The sequence below is a fragment of the Alteromonas sp. 07-89-2 genome, assembly GCF_013113925.1.
In the GTDB taxonomy this organism is placed as follows: domain Bacteria; phylum Pseudomonadota; class Gammaproteobacteria; order Enterobacterales; family Alteromonadaceae; genus Alteromonas; species Alteromonas macleodii.
Genome location: NZ_VTYM01000026.1, coordinates 30,402 through 53,447, shown reverse-complemented (window position 1 = coordinate 53,447; position 23,046 = coordinate 30,402). Strand labels below are relative to the sequence as shown.

23 protein-coding genes are annotated in these 23,046 nt (G+C 45.7%); 12 read left to right on the top strand and 11 right to left on the bottom strand.

Annotated features, from left to right (window positions below):
• Positions 1–8 precede the first annotated feature (8 nt).
• Entirely contained in the window at positions 9–1,052 is a 1,044-nt protein-coding gene (locus F0261_RS16285; protein ID WP_014950464.1) for a type IV pilus twitching motility protein PilT, read from the bottom strand.
• Between the two features lie 27 nt (positions 1,053–1,079).
• On the opposite strand from F0261_RS16285, the gene F0261_RS16280 reads away from it, so the two are divergent.
• From F0261_RS16280 to F0261_RS16260, 5 genes are all read left to right on the top strand, one after another.
• Positions 1,080–1,766: a YggS family pyridoxal phosphate-dependent enzyme gene (locus tag F0261_RS16280; RefSeq protein WP_014980073.1), complete on the top strand. Its 687-nt coding sequence runs from the start codon at positions 1,080–1,082 to the stop codon at positions 1,764–1,766.
• A gap of 70 nt (positions 1,767–1,836) precedes the next feature.
• Positions 1,837–2,658 (top strand): pyrroline-5-carboxylate reductase, encoded by an 822-nt coding sequence (gene proC / locus F0261_RS16275; protein WP_014950466.1) that lies wholly within the window; start codon positions 1,837–1,839, stop codon positions 2,656–2,658.
• Between the two features lie 20 nt (positions 2,659–2,678).
• On the top strand, positions 2,679–3,215 hold the full coding sequence (locus F0261_RS16270) for a YggT family protein (protein ID WP_014980075.1): 537 nt from the start codon (positions 2,679–2,681) through the stop codon (positions 3,213–3,215).
• 96 nt (positions 3,216–3,311) lie between these two features.
• The gene (locus tag F0261_RS16265) at positions 3,312–3,785 is read left to right on the top strand and encodes a DUF4426 domain-containing protein (RefSeq protein WP_171338463.1); all 474 of its coding nucleotides are present in this window, start codon (positions 3,312–3,314) and stop codon (positions 3,783–3,785) included.
• A gap of 331 nt (positions 3,786–4,116) precedes the next feature.
• Positions 4,117–6,207 carry an NADPH-dependent 2,4-dienoyl-CoA reductase gene (locus tag F0261_RS16260; RefSeq protein ID WP_253819443.1) on the top strand — a complete coding sequence of 697 codons (2,091 nt, stop codon included), beginning with the start codon at positions 4,117–4,119 and terminating at the stop codon, positions 6,205–6,207.
• A 30-nt stretch (positions 6,208–6,237) separates the two neighbouring features.
• Here the strand turns inward: F0261_RS16260 and F0261_RS16255 are convergent, their stop codons facing one another.
• The 4 genes from F0261_RS16255 to F0261_RS16240 form a co-directional block, all read right to left on the bottom strand.
• On the bottom strand, positions 6,238–7,398 hold the full coding sequence (locus F0261_RS16255) for a lipopolysaccharide assembly protein LapB (RefSeq protein WP_014980078.1): 1,161 nt from the start codon (positions 7,396–7,398) through the stop codon (positions 6,238–6,240).
• A 97-nt stretch (positions 7,399–7,495) separates the two neighbouring features.
• On the bottom strand, positions 7,496–7,831 hold the full coding sequence (locus F0261_RS16250) for a VOC family protein (RefSeq protein WP_014980079.1): 336 nt from the start codon (positions 7,829–7,831) through the stop codon (positions 7,496–7,498).
• A 209-nt stretch (positions 7,832–8,040) separates the two neighbouring features.
• Positions 8,041–9,885 carry a DUF885 family protein gene (locus F0261_RS16245; RefSeq protein WP_171338462.1) on the bottom strand — a complete coding sequence of 615 codons (1,845 nt, stop codon included), beginning with the start codon at positions 9,883–9,885 and terminating at the stop codon, positions 8,041–8,043.
• A 237-nt stretch (positions 9,886–10,122) separates the two neighbouring features.
• Complete coding sequence (locus F0261_RS16240) at positions 10,123–10,764, bottom strand: glutathione S-transferase family protein (protein ID WP_171338461.1); 642 nt, start codon at positions 10,762–10,764, stop codon at positions 10,123–10,125.
• A gap of 419 nt (positions 10,765–11,183) precedes the next feature.
• On the opposite strand from F0261_RS16240, the gene sodC reads away from it, so the two are divergent.
• Complete coding sequence (sodC, locus tag F0261_RS16235; protein WP_171338460.1) at positions 11,184–11,729, top strand: superoxide dismutase family protein; 546 nt, start codon at positions 11,184–11,186, stop codon at positions 11,727–11,729.
• Positions 11,730–11,885: 156 nt separating this feature from the next.
• On the opposite strand, the gene F0261_RS16230 is transcribed toward sodC, so the two are convergent.
• Positions 11,886–12,320, bottom strand: a complete 435-nt coding sequence (locus F0261_RS16230) for an OsmC family protein (RefSeq protein ID WP_014950474.1) — start codon at positions 12,318–12,320, stop codon at positions 11,886–11,888.
• Positions 12,321–12,749: 429 nt separating this feature from the next.
• Here F0261_RS16230 and F0261_RS16225 point away from each other — a divergent pair, with 429 nt between their 5' ends.
• The gene (locus F0261_RS16225; RefSeq protein WP_171338459.1) at positions 12,750–13,283 is read left to right on the top strand and encodes a peptide-methionine (S)-S-oxide reductase MsrA; all 534 of its coding nucleotides are present in this window, start codon (positions 12,750–12,752) and stop codon (positions 13,281–13,283) included.
• A gap of 28 nt (positions 13,284–13,311) precedes the next feature.
• Here the strand turns inward: F0261_RS16225 and F0261_RS16220 are convergent, their stop codons facing one another.
• The 3 genes from F0261_RS16220 to F0261_RS16210 are packed head-to-tail and all read right to left on the bottom strand — an operon-like array spanning position 13,312 to position 14,853.
• Positions 13,312–13,653 carry an AzlD domain-containing protein gene (locus F0261_RS16220; RefSeq protein ID WP_014950476.1) on the bottom strand — a complete coding sequence of 114 codons (342 nt, stop codon included), beginning with the start codon at positions 13,651–13,653 and terminating at the stop codon, positions 13,312–13,314.
• Positions 13,643–14,365, bottom strand: a complete 723-nt coding sequence (locus F0261_RS16215; protein WP_014980084.1) for an AzlC family ABC transporter permease — start codon at positions 14,363–14,365, stop codon at positions 13,643–13,645. The genes F0261_RS16220 and F0261_RS16215 overlap by 11 nt, the downstream gene beginning before the upstream one ends.
• Positions 14,362–14,853, bottom strand: coding sequence for a helix-turn-helix domain-containing protein (locus F0261_RS16210; protein ID WP_080591981.1), 492 nt, complete (start codon positions 14,851–14,853; stop codon positions 14,362–14,364). The genes F0261_RS16215 and F0261_RS16210 overlap by 4 nt, the downstream gene beginning before the upstream one ends.
• A gap of 663 nt (positions 14,854–15,516) precedes the next feature.
• Here F0261_RS16210 and F0261_RS16205 point away from each other — a divergent pair.
• Entirely contained in the window at positions 15,517–16,776 is a 1,260-nt protein-coding gene (locus F0261_RS16205) for an MFS transporter (RefSeq protein ID WP_171338458.1), read from the top strand.
• A gap of 60 nt (positions 16,777–16,836) precedes the next feature.
• Here F0261_RS16205 and F0261_RS16200 read toward each other — a convergent pair whose 3' ends face one another.
• Both F0261_RS16200 and F0261_RS16195 read right to left on the bottom strand, forming a co-directional pair.
• Complete coding sequence (locus F0261_RS16200) at positions 16,837–17,190, bottom strand: RNA-binding protein (protein ID WP_014980087.1); 354 nt, start codon at positions 17,188–17,190, stop codon at positions 16,837–16,839.
• A 116-nt stretch (positions 17,191–17,306) separates the two neighbouring features.
• Positions 17,307–18,287: a GlxA family transcriptional regulator gene (locus tag F0261_RS16195; protein WP_171338457.1), complete on the bottom strand. Its 981-nt coding sequence runs from the start codon at positions 18,285–18,287 to the stop codon at positions 17,307–17,309.
• 139 nt (positions 18,288–18,426) lie between these two features.
• Between F0261_RS16195 and F0261_RS16190 the strand changes: the two genes are divergently transcribed.
• The 4 genes from F0261_RS16190 to F0261_RS16175 are packed head-to-tail and all read left to right on the top strand — an operon-like array spanning position 18,427 to position 23,042.
• Positions 18,427–19,581, top strand: a complete 1,155-nt coding sequence (locus F0261_RS16190) for an acyl-CoA dehydrogenase family protein (RefSeq protein ID WP_014980089.1) — start codon at positions 18,427–18,429, stop codon at positions 19,579–19,581.
• A 12-nt stretch (positions 19,582–19,593) separates the two neighbouring features.
• The gene (locus F0261_RS16185) at positions 19,594–20,586 is read left to right on the top strand and encodes a nitronate monooxygenase family protein (RefSeq protein WP_232306417.1); all 993 of its coding nucleotides are present in this window, start codon (positions 19,594–19,596) and stop codon (positions 20,584–20,586) included.
• Positions 20,587–20,589: 3 nt separating this feature from the next.
• Positions 20,590–22,203 carry an acyl-CoA carboxylase subunit beta gene (locus F0261_RS16180; protein ID WP_014980091.1) on the top strand — a complete coding sequence of 538 codons (1,614 nt, stop codon included), beginning with the start codon at positions 20,590–20,592 and terminating at the stop codon, positions 22,201–22,203.
• A 29-nt stretch (positions 22,204–22,232) separates the two neighbouring features.
• Positions 22,233–23,042, top strand: coding sequence for an enoyl-CoA hydratase/isomerase family protein (locus F0261_RS16175; RefSeq protein WP_014980092.1), 810 nt, complete (start codon positions 22,233–22,235; stop codon positions 23,040–23,042).
• The last annotated feature ends 4 nt before the right edge of the window (positions 23,043–23,046 follow it).

Here is a 23,046-nt window from a genome sequence, read left to right as displayed (position 1 = left end):
ATTGGCCTCTAGAAACTGTTCATCGACTGTTTATCAACTGACTTTGCTGCGGCGTCTTGTTTGGTAATAACGCCCATCGCCACTAAGCGCTGAAGACACTGATCCATAGTTTGCATACCGTGAGCCTGGCCCGTTTGAATAACCGAGTACATTTGCGGCACTTTATCTTCTCGAATAAGGTTACGAATAGCGGGGATCCCCACCATGATTTCATGAGCCGCAACTCGGCCCCCGCCGACTTTCTTAAGCAGTGTCTGTGAAATAACCGCACGCAATGATTCCGACAACATAGAACGCACCATGGCTTTTTCTTCTGCCGGGAAAACATCGATAATACGGTCAATGGTTTTTGGTGCAGAGTTGGTGTGAAGAGTGCCGAATACTAAATGGCCGGTTTCGGCAGCTGAAATGGCAAGGCGTATGGTTTCCAAGTCACGTAGCTCACCGACTAGAATTACGTCTGGGTCTTCACGAAGCGCCGAGCGCAGTGCGTTATTAAACGAGTGCGTATCGCGGTGTACTTCCCGCTGGTTTACCAAGCTAAGCTTGTTGTCGTGCACGAATTCGATAGGGTCTTCAATGGTAAGAATATGTTCACGCTTGTGGGTGTTGATATGGTCGACCATGGCCGCAAGCGTGGTACTTTTACCCGAGCCGGTGGCACCTGTCACAAGTACAATGCCGGTAGGCTGATTTATAATTTCCTTGAAAATCTCAGGCGCGCCAAGGTCGTCTAAGGTTAATACTTTACTGGGGATAGTACGTAATACTGCAGCGGCGCCTCGGTTTTGCACAAACGCGTTAACACGAAAGCGCGACAAGCCATTCACTTCGAAAGAAAAATCGGTTTCCAGGTTTTCTTCGTATTCTTTGCGCTGCATGTCATTCATAATCTCATAAACGAGACCATGTACTTGCTTGTGATCGAGGGCTGGCACGTTCAGTTTACGCATTTCGCCATCTACACGAATTATTGGTGGTAGGCCCGCTGATAAGTGTAAATCTGAGGCGTTATTCTTAACACTGAAAGCCAAAAGTTCGGTAATATCCACAACCACTTCTCCAAAACAAGGTGAATAATGCAAACAATAGCAGAAAGACTAAATTCCGCACGAAAAGGAATAGACCAAGCCGCTACCAGTGCACATCGTCCACCAAATTCCGTTAAATTGCTAGCGGTTAGCAAAACAAAACCCGTATCAGATATCATGGAAGCGTATGAAGGCGGACAACGTATGTTCGGCGAAAATTATGTGCAGGAAGGTGTTGAAAAGGTTCAGGAACTTTCTCACTTAAGCGATATAGAGTGGCACATGATTGGTCCAATTCAGTCGAATAAAACCAAGGTAGTAGCCGAACACTTTGATTGGGTTCAGTCTGTAGACAGAGAAAAAATTGCCCGCCGCTTAAACGAACAGCGACCTGACTCAATGCCGCCGTTAAACGTGTGCATTCAGGTTAATATTGATGACGAAGAGAGTAAGTCAGGGGTAGCCCTAAGTGAATTAGATGCGCTAGTGGAGTTTATTAACTCTCAAAAGCACCTGACCTTGCGTGGACTAATGGCCATTCCCAAAGCTAGTCCTAGTGAAGAACAACAGCGCGCCACACTCTCTAAGCTAAAAGAATTATTCGACCACTACCATACATCATTGAGCAATTTTGATACCCTATCCGTAGGAATGAGTAGTGATATGGCAGAAGCGATTCAACACGGGTCGACTATGGTGCGCATCGGCACCGCTATTTTCGGTAAACGAAACTAGCGCGCTAACCCAACGGGTAGCGCTTCGCCTCGCTACGCAGACTTAAACGCAACCAACAAATAGGATTTACATGCAACAGAAAAAATTAGCATTTATTGGCGCGGGTAACATGAGCCGCAGCATCATCAGTGGTCTTATCAAATCTGGGTACGCGAAAGAAAATATCCTTGCGGCAAACCCTTCCACACCAAAGTTAGACGGCCTGAAGGCCGAGTTTGGTATTCACACCACACAATCTAATGATGAAGCCTGCCAATTCGCTGATGCCATAGTGCTTGCGGTAAAACCACAAATAATGGGCGATATGTGCGGCGAGCTTCAGAAAAACAATGACCTTTCGGGCAAGTTGTTTATGAGCATTGCAGCGGGGCTGCCGGTAGCCAGATTGCAAGAAATGCTAGGTGGTGAATACCCTGTTGTTCGTATTATGCCAAACACCCCGAGTTTGTTAGGCAAAGGCATGTCTGGGATGTATGCCGACGACACGGTTTCTGAGTCGGACAGGCAATACGTTGACGATGTAATGAACAGCGTTGGCGAAACCGTTTGGGTAGATAAAGAAGAGGGTATTAACGGTGTTATCGCCGCAGCGGGCAGCAGCCCAGCTTATTTCTTCTTGTTCTTACAAAATATGCAGGAAGAAGCCATGAACATGGGTTTTGACAAAGCGCAATCCCGCTTAATGGTTCAACAAGCGATGTTAGGCGCAGCCGAAATGGTTTGTAACAACCCAGACCTTGAATTAAGTGAGCTTCGTGCCCAAGTTACGTCTAAGGGCGGCACTACCGCAGAAGCCGTTAACACTTTCATTAATGAAGGTTTAAAAGATATTGTCAGCAAATCGATGCGCGCCGCCGTAGCACGTGCTGAAGAAATGGCAAAACAGCTATAACGTTTTAGGAAAAACACAACATGAACGCAACGGTATTTTTGGTTGATACCTTATTTAGCCTTTATTTGATGGTGGTTATTCTGCGCCTTTGGTTACAAATGGTTCAAGCAGATTTTTATAATCCACTCAGTCAATTTGTAGTAAAAGCAACCCACCCTATCGTGGGGCCGTTGCGCCGTATCATTCCGTCAATCGGCAGGTTCGACACCGCTACCTTTGTTTTAGCCATAGCGGTATGCGCGCTTAAGTTAATAACCCTTGGGTTAATGTTTGGCGGTAGTCTAAACCCAATCGGCATTGCGATTTTGTCAGTGGTTGGCGTGATAAAAGAAACCCTGTCATTAATGTTCTGGGTGCTGCTGCTACGCGCTATTTTAAGCTGGGTGTCACAAGGTCAGTCTCCGGTTGACTATGTACTGTATCAGCTGACCGAGCCGTTTTTGGCGCCAATACGTAAAGTCATCCCACCATTAGGCGGTTTAGATTTATCAGTGCTTATTGCCATCATCGCATTACAGTTTCTACAGCTTCTGATCCGAGACATTTTCCCTATGTAAACAATGTCTGTTAAAGACACTGTTAATGAAAATATCGGTCATACAGTTTGGGTCATAGAGCGAAACAAGCTGTAATGGGTAAGAATTAAAAACAAGATGAAGGCAGAGGTAGTTTCTATCATGGGTAGAATAAATCAAATCAAAAAAGCTTACGTAGCACTTTTTGCGATGGCTATGTCATGCTTAAGCTTTTCCGCATTTGCCGAGCAAAAGCAAACGCTTGGTGAATGGGATGTTCACTATATGGTGGTGAGTACACCATTTCTGACACCTGAAGTGGCGGCAAGCTACGGCATTGTAAGAAGTAAGTTTAATGCGTTGGTTAACATTTCGGTGTTAGACAAAGATTCCGGTAAAGCACAACGGGCAGATGTAACAGGTACAGCTAAGAACCTGTTAGGCAACTCGCGTAAGCTGACTTTCAAGAAGGTGGAAGAAGACGATGCTATCTATTACCTTGCCGTGCTGCCATTTCGCGACCAGGAAACCTTTAGGTTTGAAATTGACGTGCAAAAAGGTAGCAGCAAACAAACACTCAAGTTCCAGCAGAAAATGTACGTAGACGAGTAATTCATAGGGCGATTAGCGCTTTAATAGTGCCCAGGGCATTAGTAAGCGTTCACCCATAAATCATTCATGCTTTTGAGAAAAAGCCATGATTAACGAAGCGAGATATCCGTTAGCCCGGTATCTCGCTTTTTTATTATGTTAAAAATATGGGAACTGCACTTTACCAATCGAATGCGGTGGTAAATAATCAAAGCAACTGGTCGGGCAAGTTAGTGTGATCGGATTATGTGTAACCATTAGCACTTAAATCACGAAAGACAGTTGAACACTGCGCCGCAGCAAAGAGCAACATGCACTAACTGCCTTCATAGCAAATAAAAAGAGAACAATTATGAATACGCCCTCGTCTCAGACCGTATCTCAGACAGCTACACCGCAGTCTGCTAACAATTCGGAACAACTCTCACCTTACTTCCCTAACCTGTTAGCTCCGTTAGATTTGGGCTTTACCAAACTTCGCAACCGCACCCTTATGGGTTCAATGCATTTAGGCCTGGAAGAAGAGAAAGGCGGTTTTGACAAACTTGCTGCGTTTTACGCTGAGCGAGCAAAAGGCGGTGCGGGGCTAATCGTAACAGGTGGTATTAGCCCGAACATTTCAGGTTGGGTAGCGCCCTTTGCTGGCAGAATGACCCGCTCTCGCCACGCGAAAAAACACCGTGTTATTACAGATGCTGTGCATAAAGAAGACGGCAAAATTTGCATGCAAATTTTGCATTCAGGCCGTTACGGTTATCATCCACTTGCTGTTTCGGCTTCACCGATGAAGTCCCCCATTACCCCTTTTAAGCCCCGCGAATTATCCTCTCGCGGCGTAAGAAGCACAATAAAAGACTACGTAAAATGCGCTAGCCTAGCTCAAAAGGCGGGCTATGACGGCGTAGAAATTATGGGTTCTGAAGGCTACCTCATAAATCAGTTTTTCTGTGAGCGCACCAACCACAGAAATGATGAATGGGGTGGCAGCTTAGAAAACCGCGCTCGCCTAGCGATTGAGATAGTAAAAGGTGTACGCGAGAAAGTGGGCACTAACTTCATCATTATTTATCGCCTGTCTATGCTGGACTTAGTCGAAGGCGGCGCTAGGTGGGAAGAAGTCGTATATTTAGCCAAAGAAATCGAAAAAGCAGGCGCTACCCTGATCAATACTGGCATTGGATGGCACGAAGCACGGGTACCCACTATTTCCACATCTGTGCCTCGAGCGGCGTTTACCTGGATAACCGAACGCATGAAAAAAGAGGTGTCTATCCCTCTTATTACCACTAACCGTATCAATACACCTGAAGTTGCAGAATCGGTACTCGCACAAGGCCATGCTGATATGGTATCGATGGCGCGACCTTTCTTGGCTGACGCTCACTTTGTAGCGAAGGCTATGCGCAATGAGTCTAAGCTAATCAACACGTGTATTGCCTGTAACCAGGCTTGCCTAGACCATGCATTCGAACAAAAGCGTGCAAGTTGCTTGGTAAACCCACAAGCGTGCTACGAGACCGAACTTTCCTTTACCCCTACTCAAAATAAGAAAAAACTAGCGGTAGTAGGTGCAGGGCCTGCGGGTTTGGCGTTTTCCATGTATGCCGCAGAGCGCGGTCACGAGGTACATCTATTTGATAAAGCCAGTGAAATTGGCGGTCAATTTAATTACGCCAAGCAAGTGCCGGGTAAAGAAGAGTTTTACGAAACCCTACGCTACTTTGACAATCAATTAGCTCGCCTGGGCGTTACGGTTCACCTTAACACCCAAGTAAACGTAGAGAGCCTTTCAAACAAGGGGTTTGATGAAGTGGTGCTAGCCACCGGTATAAATCCTCGTACGCTTACAATTGACGGGCACGACCACCCTAAAGTGATGAGTTATTTAGACGTATTACGCGACCACAAGTCAGTAGGTAAGAAAGTGGCTATTGTTGGCGCCGGCGGCATTGGTTTTGATGTAGCTGAGTTCTTGGTTGAACACGAACATTTAGCCAAAGATAAAGAAAAATGGCTGGCGCATTGGGGTATAGATAAAGACTATGCGGCACCGGGTGCACTAAAGGAAAAAGCCATAGAGCCTTCAGATCGCGAAGTGTATCTACTGCAACGTAAAACGTCTAAAGTGGGCAAAGGGCTAGGCAAAACAACGGGCTGGATCCACAGGCAATCATTGAAACACCACAATGTTCAAATGATAAATGGTGTGAGCTACGAGAAAGTAGACGATGAAGGCCTGCACGTGCTGATTAACGACACGCCCAAAGTATTGCCGGTCGATAACGTCATTGTATGTGCTGGTCAGGAGCCGTTTAAGCCTCTGCAACAACCTCTAGAAGAGGCAGGATTTACCGTGCACATTATCGGCGGTGCTGACGTAGCGGCTGAACTTGATGCTAAACGCGCTATTCGTCAGGGCGCTGAACTGGCAGCGCGAATTTAAGCGCACAGCCAGCACCAAAAAAACCGTTCGTTATTGGCTATTTTGAATAGCCTGTAGCTTTGCGGTGTAAAGCGCTCTGTTATGCGAAGGCAGCGAAAGAGAGAGCGCTTTTTCCATCATACTTTCAGCTTTGATCACCTCTCCCTTTAAAAAGTAAGTTTTAGCCATAGCCGAGTAACTCTCGCCTAAATAAGGTCCTGTAGCGATGGCCTTGTTGAAAAACATTTCTGCCTCCGAAAGCTCACCTTTCGCTAAAAATGCATTCCCCAAATCTATCCATCGGTAAGGGTTGTCATCGTCTGTTTTTAAATACATTTCCCCAATTCGCGATAAGGTTTCTACGTCGCCTATTTTCTTAAGTAGCACTGCAAAGTTTGATAGCGTATGAACCGATTGGATATGGTTTTCAATTGCAAATTCGTAAAGTTTCCGAGCTTCTTCTTCATAGCCGTTTGAACGGTAGAGTACCGCGAGAGAATTTAGCGTAGATGCATTCGCCGTGTTTAACTGCATTGCGCGATACAAATAACTGTAGGCTAAATCAGGGTTGTCGCTCATCACTTCAGCAGACATATTTTGGTAATACATTGAGATAAAGTCAGCCTCGGAGATATAAACTCCCCGGTCGTTACGGCTTGATGGAAAATAATCAATGATAGCTCTTCCCCGAAAAACAATACTATCGCCTGTTTTTTCGGGTTCAGGCCCTAAAATAATGCTTCGAACATGTGTTGACGTAGTGAGCGTGTTTCCAAACCGCCGATACAGTGGTGGAGTATGGACCTGTTGATAAACCACATCTAAGTTAACGAGCTTGGCAAGCGCTGTAGTAAGCAATGCAAGCGACATGCAGTTTCCGTAACGTTTGTTTAAAACATCTCGAGCTATTAGCGTGTCGCCTGCGTAACTGAAGTTCGAAACCAGGTTATCCAGATAATAAGCGAGGCGAAAGTTAGGTGATATATGTGCTTTGGCGGGCGAATTATAATAAGAAAGAAAGTGCTGCTTTTGCTGCTCAGATAACGCAAAGAGCGCCTCGGGCTCTTCCACATCGACCAATGCGAATTCGCTAATCTGCCAATTGAAGGGTGCTAACTCACTCTTACTCTGGGCATCACTGCTTTTGGTGCTCTGGCACGCCACATTAGCCATCAATGCCATAGCTAGAAATAACAGTTTTGTTTTCAACATGCTTTCCCTTTCTGACTTTCCCTTAGTTTAAGAGTAATTGTTCAAAAAGCGCTTTACAAGTTAGCCCACAAATCGCGATTAGAAGGGCTTCTTTATATTAAAACTGATCGAACATAATAGCGTTGCCATCCGGGTCTTTAACAATTAGATGCCCGGGACCGCTATCGCCTTTCACAGGCACGTCCAATGCAATACCCTGCTCAACCAAGCTCGCCTGAAGTGCTCTAACATCGCTAGGGTTAAAGGTCATAATATTGTCTTCAAACATTCCTTCAAATAAGCCAATCATGGTGCTGCCATTTTTCATCATTAGCCATTTGTCTTCCACCGACCCACAGGACGGCATAGCATCAAAGCCCAATGCTTCATAAAACGCTTTCGACTTTCTGATGTCCTTTACCGTTAAACTTAGCGAAAATAACCCTAACTCCACCTTATTCTCCCTTATATTTCGTAACCATTATTCACTTATACCAATTAATACTCTAGTGAAGCTTTTGAACAATATCACTGCCATTAGTCGCAAAAAGAAAAAAGCCAGTAATACTGAATATTACTGGCTTTACGTCAAATATCGGCTTTTTACTGTTCTTAACTTAACGCTGATTTCGCTGTAAAAAGTTTAATTAAAGGTATTATTCCTTAACTTTTTTGACTAGCGATCCAGCGATCAATTTTCTGTTCAAGAATAGCAAGAGGAATGCCGCCCGTGTTTAACACTTGCGCGTGGAACTCACGGATATCGAAATCATCACCTAATGCCTTCTCTGCGCGCGCGCGCAATTCTTGAATTTTAAGCGCGCCCACTTTGTAAGATAGCGCTTGCGACGGAATAGCAATATAACGCTCTACCTCGGCCACAACTTCTGTGCGGGTCATACCTGAGTTATCAAGCATAAAGTCGATGGCTTGTTCACGGGTCCAACCTTTCGCGTGAATACCTGTGTCGACTACTAAACGCATGGCGCGCAACTGTTCATCTTGAAGCGTGCCATAACGATTCCATGGATCGTCAAAGAACCCCATTTCATACCCTAGCGTTTCAGAATATAGCGCCCATCCTTCACCGAAAGCGGGTAGGAAGCTAAAGCGCATAAACGACGGTAGCGCCTCATTTTCTTGTGCAAGACTTACTTGGAAATGGTGACCTGGAGCGCCTTCGTGTAGGTATAAGGTAACGTTGCCAGTGGTTAAGCGGCTAGGCAAATCGTAGGCATTAAAATAGAAAGTACCTGGGCGAGAGCCATCTGGCGTGCCCGGCTGATATGAGCCACCCGCACTGAACTGCTCGATAGCAGGGTCGTAAGGTTTTATTTCTAACTCTGACTTCGGCAATAGTGAAAAGTACTGATCAATTTTCTCATCAACTTCACGGCCAATATCATAATAGCTCTGTGTGAGCGCTTCACGGCTTTCAGGCTTGAACTTAGGATCGGTACGTACATAGTCGAAGAATTCGTTTAATGTCCCTTCAAACTTCACTTCGTCCTTAATTTCAAGCATGTCATTTTTGATACGCTTAACTTCTTCTAAACCAAGGTTATGCAGTTCATCAGGCGTCATTGGTAGTGTCGTTGAACCTTCCACCATCAATTGATAAAGCTTTGCACCACCTTTCATATCGCTAAGGCCAATGCTTTCACGGGCAACAGGCAAATACTCATCGCGAAGGAAGTCGCGCATACGCGTGGTTGCATCGTAAATCTCTTGCGTCGCTTTCTCGTAGTCAGCGGTTAAACGGGCTTTTTCTTCGTCAGAGAAACTTTCTGGGAACATGGTAATTGGCCCCCAAAACTGTGATTCTTTAATTGGGATAGCCAGCTGAGTATCGAACTGCTTGATCACGCGATCGATAGTCAGCTTAGTTTCAAGAACACCGCTTTCCATGCCCTCGCGGAACTTTCCGATAGCGCGGTCAGAAATAGCAATGTAATCCTTATGGCGAGATAAGTTATTTTCGTAATCTTCTACTGTTTTAAATGGCGCTGCGCCCTTTCCGCTCGCGAAGGTCGGGTAGAAGGTGTGGAACCCACTGAAGTGATTAACAGGACGCACTTCCGTTAGCGCTTCAATCTCGTCGGTAGACATTTTTAGCGAGCGCTCTTCGTTGTATTTAAATACGTCGTAGGCGAGTTTATCGGTGTCGCTTAACTTACTGCGGTCAATTTGTTTAAGCTCTGACAAATTCAGCAATGTCGCTGTCTTTCCCGCCAAAGCGTGAGAGTCTGTAAAGAAGTCGCCCATTCTGTCCGCGTAACGCATGTCGCCGCGAAAAATGGCCATAATTGGGTTTAGCTCAATATCACGCTGGTCAGCAGCTGCAAACAACGCAAAGAGTTTTTCGTGCTCAGGCGCTTCTTTTGTCACTGAAGTACTTTTTGATGAACTCTGCACATTTGCATTGCCGTGTTCATGTGCCGCAGCTGAGCTAAGGCCCAGTGCCATGGTCACAGCACTACTTACAAGTAGTGTTTTAAATGCTTTCATTTTTTGTTCCCTTGTTATTTCGCCTTTATTTTGCGGTTTGTTTTCAACAAAAAAAGGCGCTGTCGTTTTGTGTTTCTTTGATTCTATATATCGCGTGATAAACGCATTTAAACCTAATAGTGCGTACCTAACGCCAGATATCAGGCATACCGGCTGTACAATGCAATTCAGCGTTTACTTAATGAGCCACATTTTCACACGGTATCTATTTATTTAAGGTTTTTCAGGCTGCGCTGTTTATTCAGGCAAATGAGCCGTCTCTTTTCGCCACGCCCTTTCATACGCCTCACGGCCTAACACACGTTGAGCGTACGCGGCTACATTGTCTATTTTACCGTTCAAAGTAATATCTAATTTACTGCCCTTTGCCCACGCCAAAATATGACCTGCTATTATGTCGGCCATGGTAAACATGGTGCCGCATACAAATTCTTTATCGCCCAGCATAGAAGAAAATACGGGCAACACGCGCTTAAACTCCCACACCGCTACATCACGCATTTGTTCAAGTCTTTGCTCTTTAGGCAACGCAAAGGTGTGCTTTGCTAAATTCCAAATCGGCTGCTCTAACTCATTGGTAAGAAACAACATCATTTCTTCATATTTGGCTCGCTCGAAGCTACCAGGCTCTGGAATGAATTCGTGCATGCCGTGACGTTCAGCTAAAAAAGTGACAATAGCGGCTGACTCGGTCAAGGTACCTTCCGCTGTCGCTAGCGCTGGAATTTTCGAGGCTGGACTAATGGCTTTAAATTCTTCTGTCAGGTGTTGCCCCTGCTTTAAGTCAACCAAGTTGTAGTCAAAAGGTAAACCTAGCTCTTCCAGTGCCCATGCCACGCGAACCGAGCGGGTTTTCGGATATCCGTAAAGTGTGTACATACCTATGCCCTTGCTTATGTAATGTGAGCTAACTGTAAGTCGAATAGGAAAAAAGTGCTACTGCCATATTGTTACTGAGTTTTAACACTGTAACTTCTGTATGACAGTACCGCCTACTCATGGAGAGGCTCCATATCCAAAGACTATATGAAGAGGCGACCTTCAAAGAGAGTGAAAATAATACGGAAAAGCCAAAAAGATAAGGTAATGGTCGGTAACTTTTTCACGTAACCAATATAATGATTTCCGTAAATGCCAGTAGCTGTTCGCTAACATACAACTCGGTTGTCGCTTCAACGCCCTAGTATTACTAGTCTTGCGTAGTATCCCTGAGTTATGCGCCACAATGGTTCACTTTATGCTCATCTCACTTCAATGCTTTTAACAAATTCGTTAATAATTGAGTGAAGGAGAACACGATGAAGAAACGTTTACTATCTACCTTAGCAGGCTCACTGACATTAATGTTAAGTGCGAGCAGTTTCGCAGGCCATCATGATAACGATGGAAAAGAAGTGATAATGAATAACCTGGAAACAGGGATGAGCATGGGCTCAGTAGTGGTGAGCAGTTATGATGATGACGGTTTAGTATTTACGCCAAACCTGTCAGGGTTAACGCCAGGCATTCATGGTTTTCATGTCCACCAAAATGGTGACTGTTCACCCTCAATGAAAGATGGACAAAAAGTGTTGGGCGGCGCAGCGGGCGGCCATTTCGATCCAGAAGGTACCGGTAAACACCGTGCTCCTTGGTCTGAGAAGGGTCACGAGGGCGATCTACCCGTGCTTTATGTTGATGAAAATGGAAACGCAACCCAGCCTATCTTTGCACCAGAGCTTGAGTTAGATGATATTGAAGGCCGCGCCTTAATGATTCACGCAGGTGGCGACAATTACTCTGATTCACCTAAAAAGTTAGGTGGCGGTGGTGACCGCGTAGCATGTGGCGTAATTGGGAAATAAACTAACGCCACCTCATGTTATGCAATCAACATCTTATACAAAAAAGCGGCTTCTAAAGCCGCTTTTTTATACTTCACTTGATAAAGACAACTTGCCTGCTGTTGTCTAACAAAGCGAGTCCTATCTTTCGATAAGGATAGTAATAGCCTTTATCTCTTATTCAATATTCAATCGGTATTCCAATGTGATGTTGGCATTAAGAAGTTGAGATACTGGGCAATTTTCTTTTGCTTCCTGGGCAATTTTCTCAAACTCATCTTCGGTAATCCCTTCAACCTCAGCATCTAAGCTTAGTGCCGATTGAGTTATTTCAAAGCCGTCATCGTTTTTCTCTAAACTGATTTTTGCAGTGGTATTTAACTCGCCGTCATCGTATCCCGCGTCTGAAAGCGCAAAAGAAAGTGCCATGGTGAAACAACTTGCATGCGCCGCACCAATTAATTCTTCGGGGTTAGTTCCCTTTCCATCTTCAAACCGCGTGTTAAAACCATAAGGCTGGTTCGATAAAGCACCGGTTTGTGTAGAAATGCTCCCCTTTCCCTTTTTACCTAGCGGCTTGTAAACTGCACTACCTGATTTGACTATCGACATATCATCTTTCCTTTCATTTTAACTAAACTGATTTTCATGTAGTTGGATAAGATGCAAGTGCTCTGCCGATCATAATAAATCGCTCTATCCCTTGTCATAGCGGCTTTACAGCCCCGTCTTGTAAATGATGGAATCAAAGACAGTTCCCTTTTTGAAAGAAGACTACAGAGTGAGATGAAAATTTTACTTACATCCTCCTAGTCTTTTTCAGTACCTATGCTTTAGCGCCAGGCATCAAGCTTCGCAATGTGCGTTTAGAAAAAATGTGCGCTTGTAAAACAAAATCGAATTAACTCACAGCACTACGATGAAATTAATTTCAGCTTAAACCGTTCTTTATTCGTTAACCGTATATCTTCGCAAACTAGGGCCTGAAGACTTAAACGCGAAGGTCGCTTCAACGTTAAACCAACACATAAGAGGTGAGTGATGAAATTAACACTTTCTGCAGTTTTAATTAGCACAGCGTTAAGCGCTTCGGTTTTTACGCCATCAACAAGTGCCGACGAGGCCATACTAGCTGGGGGCTGCTTTTGGTGCATGGAGTCTGATTTTGAAAAGCTAGACGGGGTTACTGATGTGGTGTCGGGGTTCACTGGCGGAAGCGCGCCAAATCCGACTTATAATGGCAACCACAAGGGACACTTTGAGGCGGTAAAGATCACCTACGACGGCGGTATGCTTTCTTATAATGATATTCTCGATCATTTTTGGGTGAACATTGACCCTTTCGATGACCGAGGTCAGTTTTGTGATAAGGGACCCAGTTACTTAAGCGCCATCTTTGTAGCAAACGATAAAGAACGTGCTATAGCAGAAAAAACAAAAGGTGACGAAATTGGCCATCAAGATTTTTATAAAAAAAGTCCCGTTCGCTATAAGTTCTACCGATGGAACTGTGGGCGTGACCAGCGCTTGGAAGAAATTTGGGGCGAGAAAGCCTTGGGTAAGAATAAGTCTTAGCCCAACAACTTAACATCTACGCGCAACGCTAAACCAAAGCGATACCAAAAGCCACACCAAAAGAAAGCACGCCGCAAAACACTGGCAGCCCTAAGCTTTTGAATTTGCGCCAAACAAGCACAGTGACAACAGTGCCTATTGCGGTTGCAATCCAACTCGCCGCTGACGGTGCTTTTGGAATAAGTGACGCTCCTAGCATAGCGGCAATCATCAACGGCCCTAACACGCTTAGCCACGTAGGTAAACGCGCCTCAGTGTTATTGGCCTTGTGTTTATTAAAGTGACGCTGAGTCCACAGCAACGGGACTACGCGCAATGCATATGTTCCGATGGCCGCAACAACAATAGCTATCCAAATATCAACGTGCATGAGATTGCTTCCTTTCAACGTGCGAGGTGAGAAGATAAAAGGTTATTGCACCGCATAGTGCTGCCAACGGAATTGCAGCGTTTTTAAAGGCGCTGAGAGCCAAAAAAAGAGCCGCCGTCATTGTAACGAGCAAGGTAGCGCTCCATAATTTACTTGAGAATTTAGGCGCGAGTAGCACAAGAAAAAGTGCAGGTAAGGCAAAGGGCATCACGCTGTCTAATATTGGCCATTGTTGGGTAAGGGAGTCCCCTGCGATACCGCCAAGCGCCGTCCCTACGATCCAACTAAGCCACGCCACCATCGATACACCTTTAAACCAATCTACCTTGTTAGCATCGTCCATTAGCGGCAAGCGAGTATGGGCTAGCGCAAAAATCTGGTCAGTAAGGCCGTGCATTAAATAGGGCCAAGCTTTACTTTGCGGTAAATAAGGCACCAAGTTGGGCGCATAAACCACATGACGTACATTAACTAATAACGTCATACAAACCGCTAGCCAAAGTGGCGCACCTGATGCCACCATGGCTACCAAAAGAAACTGCGACGCGCCTGCGTAAATGAATATGGAAATTAGCGTGGCTTCCAACGTAGAAAAGCCGGCTTGAACTGCGATCACGCCAAATGAAATGGCTACAGGAATGTAACCACCTAACAAAGGTAACCCGTCAATAACCCCTTGCTTAAGTCCGCTTTTTGATGAAAGTTGGCTCATTCCTTTGCCTCTTTGTGATAAACGATTGTGATAAGACATGTCGCCCACTCGTCTCCCGTTTTGTATACGTGAGGCAAATCAGCGTTAAATGCTAAACTTTGTCCCGGATGCAGCCATTGAGTAATTCCACTATTCCCAGCTTCTAGAGAGCCGCTAACAACGGTAATCGTTTCTTCTGTTCCTGTGGCGTGAGCTTCTGCCTCTCGAAAAGTATTGGGTGCAACCGACATCCAATAAGCATCAACGTTCGGGATACCTTGTCCTTGCTCAATTAAACGAACTTCTACCCCCTTTTCTCCAACGCTTGCGCTAAGAGGCTGAACTAGCTGACCGAACGGAACGTCTAGTTGTTTAGCTAATCGCCAAATGGTGTCTAGGGTCGGGTTGCCATTGCCCTGCTCCAATCTTGAAAGGTTAGATTTAGCGATACCTGCCCCTGCTGCCAATTGCGACAGCGAGACACCTTTGTCTTGCCTGAGTTTCTGCAAATGCCTTCCGAGAATGTTGAGCGTTGATTGATTCACACCTTACCAACTTCATTTTGTTCCATTTAAAGAACGTTCTATATATAGAACACCTCAAAGTCAAGACGTTTGTTTTCAACGGAGGCATAGATACGGCGTTGTGCTCACGCCACGATTGGAAAACGTGACAAATGTTAAAAGATGACAAAGTGATGAACTAAAAGGTAACCAATGTTTTTGCACAGAAAACAGTCACCTTCGATTTTCTTAAACGCCCATTCGACTTTCTAACGCAAAAGGTCCGACGTAATTTATTAACAAAAGCACTACATTTAAATCGCTGAATTGATTAAGAAACCTTATCAGTTACCGTTACTTGCTATCTGAGCGATGCTACGATCTCTTGCAGTAAACGAATACGAAAAGCACGAACCTGTGCGCTGTTGCTCATTGCTAAATATTACCGATGGTTGCTAAATATTATCGATGATAAGGACGACTATTCGAAGAGAACCGGCAAACATTCTGTTGAGCCGGTATTTGCGTTTCATCAAAGCGCTAGTCTGCTGAGAGCCTTTTATCTTTGATGACACACAGACATTGTAAAAATGCACAGCAAAGCTCAACAGACCCTCGCTAAAACAGCCACTAAGTACGTGATTGAACTCAATGAACAAAAGGACGTTTATGACGAATCAAACTGACAAGATTCTTTCTGACCAAGCCTCTCCAAAGCAGGCCTCTTCAGAGCAGCCCTCAGCATTGGGTGAATACTCACTGGCCACTATAACCTTTTGGCTGGCTTTCGGAACCTTTGTGATCGGTTGCAGCGAATTTGCGGCAATGGGTTTATTGCCTTACTTTGCAGAAGATTTTGGCATTACTGAAAATGTCGCCGGTCACGCAATTAGTGCTTATGCCATTGGTGTTGTAGTGGGCGCGCCGCTTATCACTATCTTTTTTTCCAGGCTTGCAAGACGCACCATGCTTATTTCAATGATGGTATTTTATGCTGGCGGAAACTTGCTAACAGCACTAGCGTGGTCAGAATGGACAATGAATATAGCGCGCTTTATTGCTGGCCTTCCTCATGGCGCTTACTTCGGCATTGCCATGCTCTTTGCTGCAGACATTGCCGGTAAGAATAAACGGGCGCAAGCTGTCAGTAACGTCATTTTAGGCTTGGCTATTGCCAATATTATTGGTGTGCCGTCAATTAGCGGTATTGGGCAAATGTTCGGATGGCGAACTGGCTTCTTTATTATTTCAGCCTTTGCGTTAGTTACTGCATTAATGGTTTGGAAAACCGCACCGTACCGCGGCCCTAATCCAGATGCCAAACCGCTTACCGAGCTTAAAGCTCTGAAAAACAAAGACGTGCTGCTGGTACTACTTATGGGCGCGATTGGCTTTGGTGGCATGTTCTCCGTATATTCTTACTTCAGTGCCTCTTACCTCAATACAACCTCTTCACCTGAGTGGGGAATCTCGGCCACATTGCTTATCTATGGCATAGGCGTAACCTTGGGCAATATTATTGCAGGCCGCTATTCTGAGGGCAGGCTACTGACGTCAGCGATTACGTTTCAGGTTTTATTGGGCCTATCAGCTGCAGCTTACGCTGCGTCGATGGGAAATCCGTACTTAATGGCAGCATCACTGTTTTTCATTGGTATCGGTGGTGGCATGGTGGTGCCGCTGCAAACAAGGCTTATGGACGTCGCTGGCGAGGCTCAGACTTTAGCCGGCGCCATGAACCATGCGGCTTTTAACACCGCTAATGCGCTTGGCCCTTGGTTGGCAGGAATGACACTGTCAGCGGGTTACGGCTATACATCAACGGGTTGGGTAGGCCTAGCGCTTGCCGGTGGTGGTGTACTGGTGTGGCTGGTCATTGTTATGACTGCTCGCAATACTCAAGTACAAACAGCAACCGTATCTGGTTAAATGAAGGTTGAGCGCTGACAACCTTCGTTGTTAGCGCTTGTCAATTATATTCCCTCGGTATTACTCGGCGTCGTTTTCACGATCAGAGTTATTGCGAGAAGCACTTCCCCATACATCTTCGGGAATGTCTCTTTTGGGCGCTGGCGCACTAGCTATCGCTTCAGCCTGCTTCTTCTCTTGATTTGACCACTTAACACGAATTTTCTTACCGTCGATAACTTTGGCGTTAAGTTTTTCAATGGCTTTATCGGTTTCTTCTTGCGTGCTCATTTCTACGAAACCAAAGCCTTTCGATAAGCCAGAAGCCTCATCCATCACCAAGTCGCACGACGCTATGGTGCCAAACTCGAAAAACAAGTCTTCAAGATTTTCTTTTGTAAATGTCTTTGGTAAGTTTCGAACTAATATACTCAAGATTTTGGCTCTGCTTTAAGGTGGTTTGTTCTGTACCTATTGTAGCACGCAGCAGCATGTTTAATAGAGGTATTAACCGCTCAACGCTAATTGTTGAACAAGCGCCCTAAACTACGTTAACGCCTATTCGTTGTTTGCTGATAAGTATCTCGCCAGCGTGAAACATTCATTCCAAAAGTTCGTTTAAAAAGTCGATTAAAATGCCCTGGGTCTTGATACCCCACTGCCCATGCAATTTCTTCTGCACTCTTATCGCTGTGTTTCAGAAACTCTTTCCCCTGTTCTATTCTAAGTTGTTGAATGTAACCAAGAGGAGTTTCCCCCGTAGCCTCTTTAAACCTGCGTTTAAAGGTGCGTTCAGTCATATTTATGCGCGCCGCCATTTCACCTATGGTCACTTTTTCTGCAAAGTGTATCTCTAACCACTGCTGAATATTTAAAATATCGTCGTCTTGATGATAGGTTTGGTGGTTGAGCGACGTTGCTTCTGACGTAACACCACGGCGAAAGTCGACCAGAAACGCCTGCTCTATAGCCTCCCCCACCGCTTTGCACGACAAACGCGATATCAGAAAAACAATTATTTCTAATGCGGCATTTAGCCCTGCAGAACAATACAGCTCGCCTGTGGCGGTAATGAATCTATCAGACCTAAGGTTTACTTTGGGAAAAGCTCGTGCAAAGTGCGATTGTTTATGCCAGTGAGTGGTGCCCATTCTCTCGTTGAGCAGCCCTGCCTGTGCGAGAAAAAAAGCGCCCGTGGCTGCCGCCATTATTGGAATACCTTTGCTATGCCACTGCCGTAGCTTCGGGTATAAAGCGGTTTGTTGAGCCAATAATGGTTCCATGTCCCCCCACACACTGTGCAGTATTACCAAATCAGTCTCATCAATATCAGCCAGCGCACAGTCTGGAGTAATCGCAAGGCCACTAAACGTTGTCGTAGGATTACCGTCTATCGTCACTAGCTTTACTGTTATCGCGTTTCCCAGCAGTTTATGCTGAAGGTCTGACGCAAATTTCAGCACGTCATGGGTTAAGCCCATGCTAAGCCCCATGGTGTTTTCGCTGGCATATAAAGTTACGTGTTTAAGCATGGTCTTTCCCTGTTCAAGCTAGCTATTTTGATCTCGCCACTTTGGCCCGATTGGCCAATCTATTGTCCCAACTCACACTGTTAACATTATTTTCACAAAATTACTATGAAGTCAGTCACAATTTCGTAGAGATAGAAAAATGCAATTTACTGAAGAGCACAACGCACTTAGAAAAACCGTTCACGATTTTGTAAATCAAGAGATGGACCCGTTCATTGACGAATGGGAGCAGGACGGCATTGCTCCCCTTCATAGCTTGTTTAAAAAGATGGGGAATTTAGGTCTCTTAGGTATTCAAAAGCCTGAAGCCTACGGCGGCGCGAGTTTAGATTACAGTTTCAACCTGGTATTTGCTGAAGAAATAGGTCGTGCGTATGGCGGTTCTATTCCTATGGCTATCGGCGTTCAAACCGATATGGCCACCCCTGCCCTGGCGCGATTTGGCAGTGATGAACTAAAGCGTGAATTTTTAGCGCCCGCTATTGCCGGCGACATGGTGGCATGTATTGGAGTGAGTGAACCAGGGGCGGGGTCAGATGTTGCAGGGTTAAAAACCACAGCCCGTACAGATGGTGACGACTTTATTATTAACGGCACGAAAATGTGGATCACGAATGCCACGCAAGCAGACTGGGTTTGCCTGCTAGCAAACACAAGCGACGGGCAAGTGCATGCTAATAAATCATTAATTATCGTCCCCCTTAACACCCCAGGCATAACCATTTCAAAGCCGTTAAACAAACTGGGGATGCGCGCCAGCGACACTGGCCAAATTTTCTTCGATGATGTGCGCGTTCCAAAGCGCTTTTTAGTTGGAGATGAAAACAAAGGCTTCACTATGCAAATGATGCAATTCCAAGAAGAGCGCATGTATGCAGCAGCTAGTTCGCTGAAAGGAATGGAACGCATTATAAGCGACACCATCGAATGGACAAAAGACCGACACACATTTGGTCAGCCTGTTATCAACAACCAAACCGTCCATTTCAAATTAGCTGAACTGCAAAGTGAAATTGAGGCTCTGCGCGCTTTAACGTGGCAGGCATGTCAGGACCATATTGAAGGAAAAGATGCCACTTACTTGGCGTCAATAGCAAAACTGAAAAGCGGCCGACTGTGGCGACAGGTTACCGATGGCTGCCTTCAGTATTGGGGCGGTATGGGTTTTATGTGGGACAACCCTGTTGCGCGTGCATATCGCGATACCCGAATATTATCCATCGCTGGCGGTAGCGACGAAATGATGCTCGGCATTATTGCAAAGTACATGGACATTTTCCCTAAACGTAGATAGCGACGTATTTTTATGATGAAAACAGTTCAAGATATGCTGAATAAAAATATGCGGCTACCCGTGATTTGCGCCCCCATGTTTTTAGTTTCTAGCCCAAATTTAGTGGTTAACGCTTGTAAAAATGGCGTGGTAGGTAGTTTTCCCGCCTTTAATACTCGCACTCAAGCAGCGTTAGATGAATGGTTGACCACCATCACCGTGGCCTTAGATGAAGAGAAACGGACTAACCCAGCAGCAAAAGTGGCGCCGTACGCTGTAAACCTGGTGGTGCACGCCTCGAACAAGCGCCTTCATGCCGACTTTGAGATAGTCAAAAAGCACAAAGTGCCGTTTGTTATTACCAGCCAAGGTAACCCTAAATCTGTTATTGATGCAGTCCATCAGTGGGGAGGCATTGTTTTTCACGACGTAATTACTGTAGCCCACGCGAGAAAAGCCATTGAAGCAGGTGCAGACGGCCTAATCTTAGTTGCTGCTGGTGCTGGCGGGCACTCAGGAGAAGTAAACCCTTTCGCGCTTCTGCGTGAAGTGAGAGAGTTTTGGCAAGGCCCACTGGTACTTGCTGGCGCTATTAATGATGGTTACGGAATTAGAGCCGCAGAGATTTTAGGCGCTAATTACAGCTATATGGGCACACGCTTTATTGCTACGAACGAAGCCGAAGTAGACCCTGATTACAAAACCATGTTGGTTAACGCCAACGTGAACGATCTTGTGTTTACTGACACCTTCACTGGCGTCAAATGCCACTTCTTAAAACCCTCTATCACTCGAGCTGGCGTAGACTTAGCGTCGGTTGAGGGTAAAGAAAACGTCGACTTAGACTTGGGCGGCAGTAACGCTTGGAAAGATATGTGGAGCGCAGGGCATGGTGTAAGTGGAATTCGCTCAGTGATTTCAGTACATAGCCTTATTGAACAACTTGAAGGGGAATACAATAAAGCGGCCACAACGCCATTGTTTAATCACGTTACGGAACATCAAACCGCGCACGCAGGAAGCTAAGTCATGGCCATTCTTCAGTCTAATATTGACGTTAAAAGTACATCTTATAGTAACAATTACGCCGCTATGGAAGACGCCGTTGCCGAATTTCGCACTATCGAGCAAAACGTCATTCAAAACGCGCAAGAAAAAGCACCGCGTTACGAAGAAAAAGGGCTACTGTCACCACGCAATCGACTCACCTTATTGCTTGACCCCAACATGCCGTTTCTTCCCCTTTCAACATTATGTGGATATCTGCAAGAAGGCGACAAAGACGGCAGTGCTGCCGGTGGCGGAGTAATAGCAGGCATTGGTTATGTCGCTAACACTCGCTGTATTGTTATGGTTGATGATTACCTCACTAAAGGTGGCAGCATAACCGAACTTGGTAGCAAAAAGCGGCTGCGCTTGTATCACATTGCCCTTCAGCAAAAATTACCGGTAATAGCGTTATCGCAAAGCGGTGGCGGCGACCTTACTTCGCTAGGTGATTGGTTTGGGTTCTCTGCTGCAGGTTTCGCTATGCAGGCTCGCTTGTCGGCCGCAGGTATTCCGCAAATAACAGTTGTGCATGGCAGTGCCACAGCAGGCGGTGCGTATCAGCCTGGACTGTCAGACTATGTAATTATGATACGCAACCAATCTACGGTGTACCTTGCAGGCCCGCCTTTACTAAAAGCCGCAACAGGGGAAATAGCCACTGACGAAGAAATAGGTGGCGCAGAGATGCACAGTGAGGTTTCTGGCGTAGCAGATTTCATTGCTCAGAGCGATGCCGATGGTATTCGCATTGCCCGTGAAGTTACGCAAATGCTGAACTGGAATAAAGATTTTTCTGAAGCAACAACACCTTGCGATGTTGCCCCTGTTTATACTTCAGATGAACTACTTGGCATCGTTCCCAAAGACGCCAAGACTCCATTTGATGTGCGCGAAGTCATTGCCCGTATCGCTGATAAATCAGATTTTGTTGACGTTAAGCCCGAGTTTGATATGGGCACCGTGTGCGGATACATGGCCATTGAAGGGCAACCGTGTGGTGTTATAGGCAACAATGCGCCTATTACTGCGAAAGGCGCAGCGAAAGCAGCACAGTTTATCCAGCTGTGTGAACAAGCTGGCACTCCTTTGTTGTTTCTACATAACACCACCGGCTTCTTAGTGGGCACAGAGTCTGAACGCGCAGGCATCATAAAGCACGGCGCAAAACTCATTCAAGCAGTTACCAATGCTACCGTCCCCAAGATAAGCATTGTTCTGGCAGGTTCATTTGGCGCAGGAAACTACGCCATGGCTGGACGGGGCATTGAGCCTGACTTTATGTTTTCATGGCCCCGCTCAGTGGTCGCCGTGATGGGCCCCGCCCAAGCTGGTAGTGTGCTGCGCACCGTTGCTCACGCCAAAATGATGCGAAGTGGCAGCGTAGATGAGGAAAAGCTAACCGCACTAGAACAACATACCGTCACGGTAATGGAAGCAAAATCACGTGCCCTCGCTAATTCTGCTCGCTTGTGGGATGACGGCATTATAGATCCAAGAGATACCCGCTCTATTGTTGCTTTTGTTCTTTCTATTTGCCAGCACGCTAAAACGAAGCAACTTCACCCTACTAGCTTTGGCGTAGGCAGGCTATAGGCCTCAATTTGACTAAAGAGGACAACAGGATGCCCCACTTAGAATCAATGGTATTCGAAGAAATTACCGCACGGCTTACTGACAACGTGTTGCACATTCAATTTAACCGCCCGCATAAGAAAAATGCCATGAATTTAACATTGGTTGAAGAGGTCATGCAGTGTTTTGAACGCGTTGAAGATATGAATAATTTACGGGTCGTCGTAATACAGGGAAGCCATGGCAACTTTTGCGCTGGCGGCGATATTTCTGACATGCATTTATCGTCGTTAAGTGAATCTGAACGAGAAGACACTATTTGGCACTTCAATCGTAGTTTTGGTCGCATGATTACTCAAGTAAAACACTCTGCCACACCAGTCATTGCTGTGGTTGAAGGCGCGGTACTTGGCGGCGGTTTTGGCTTAGCTTGTGTAGCAGATATAACCATTGCCTCTGACAGCGCCTTTTTCGCACTTCCTGAAACAGGGTTAGGTGTTATTCCCGCACAAATAGCGCCATTTGTGGCTAGCCGCATTGGGGTCGATCAAACAAAAAGATTGGCACTTACTGGTGAAAAGCTAAATGCCGAACAGGCATTGCGCTTGGGTTTAGTGCATGGCGTTTGTCAATCAAACGCCATTTCCGAACAGGTAAACAAAGAAATTACCCGAATAAAACAATGCGCACCGCAAGCAAACTCAAATACCAAGCGTTTGTTATTAGGATTAAATAACACGCCACTTGAACAGATCCTTGACGGCGCTGCTACGGCGTTTGTTAAGTCGCTAACGTCTGAAGAAGGGGTAGAAGGAACCCAAGCCTTCATTCAAAAACGCAAACCTTCTTGGTGTGAGTGAACAC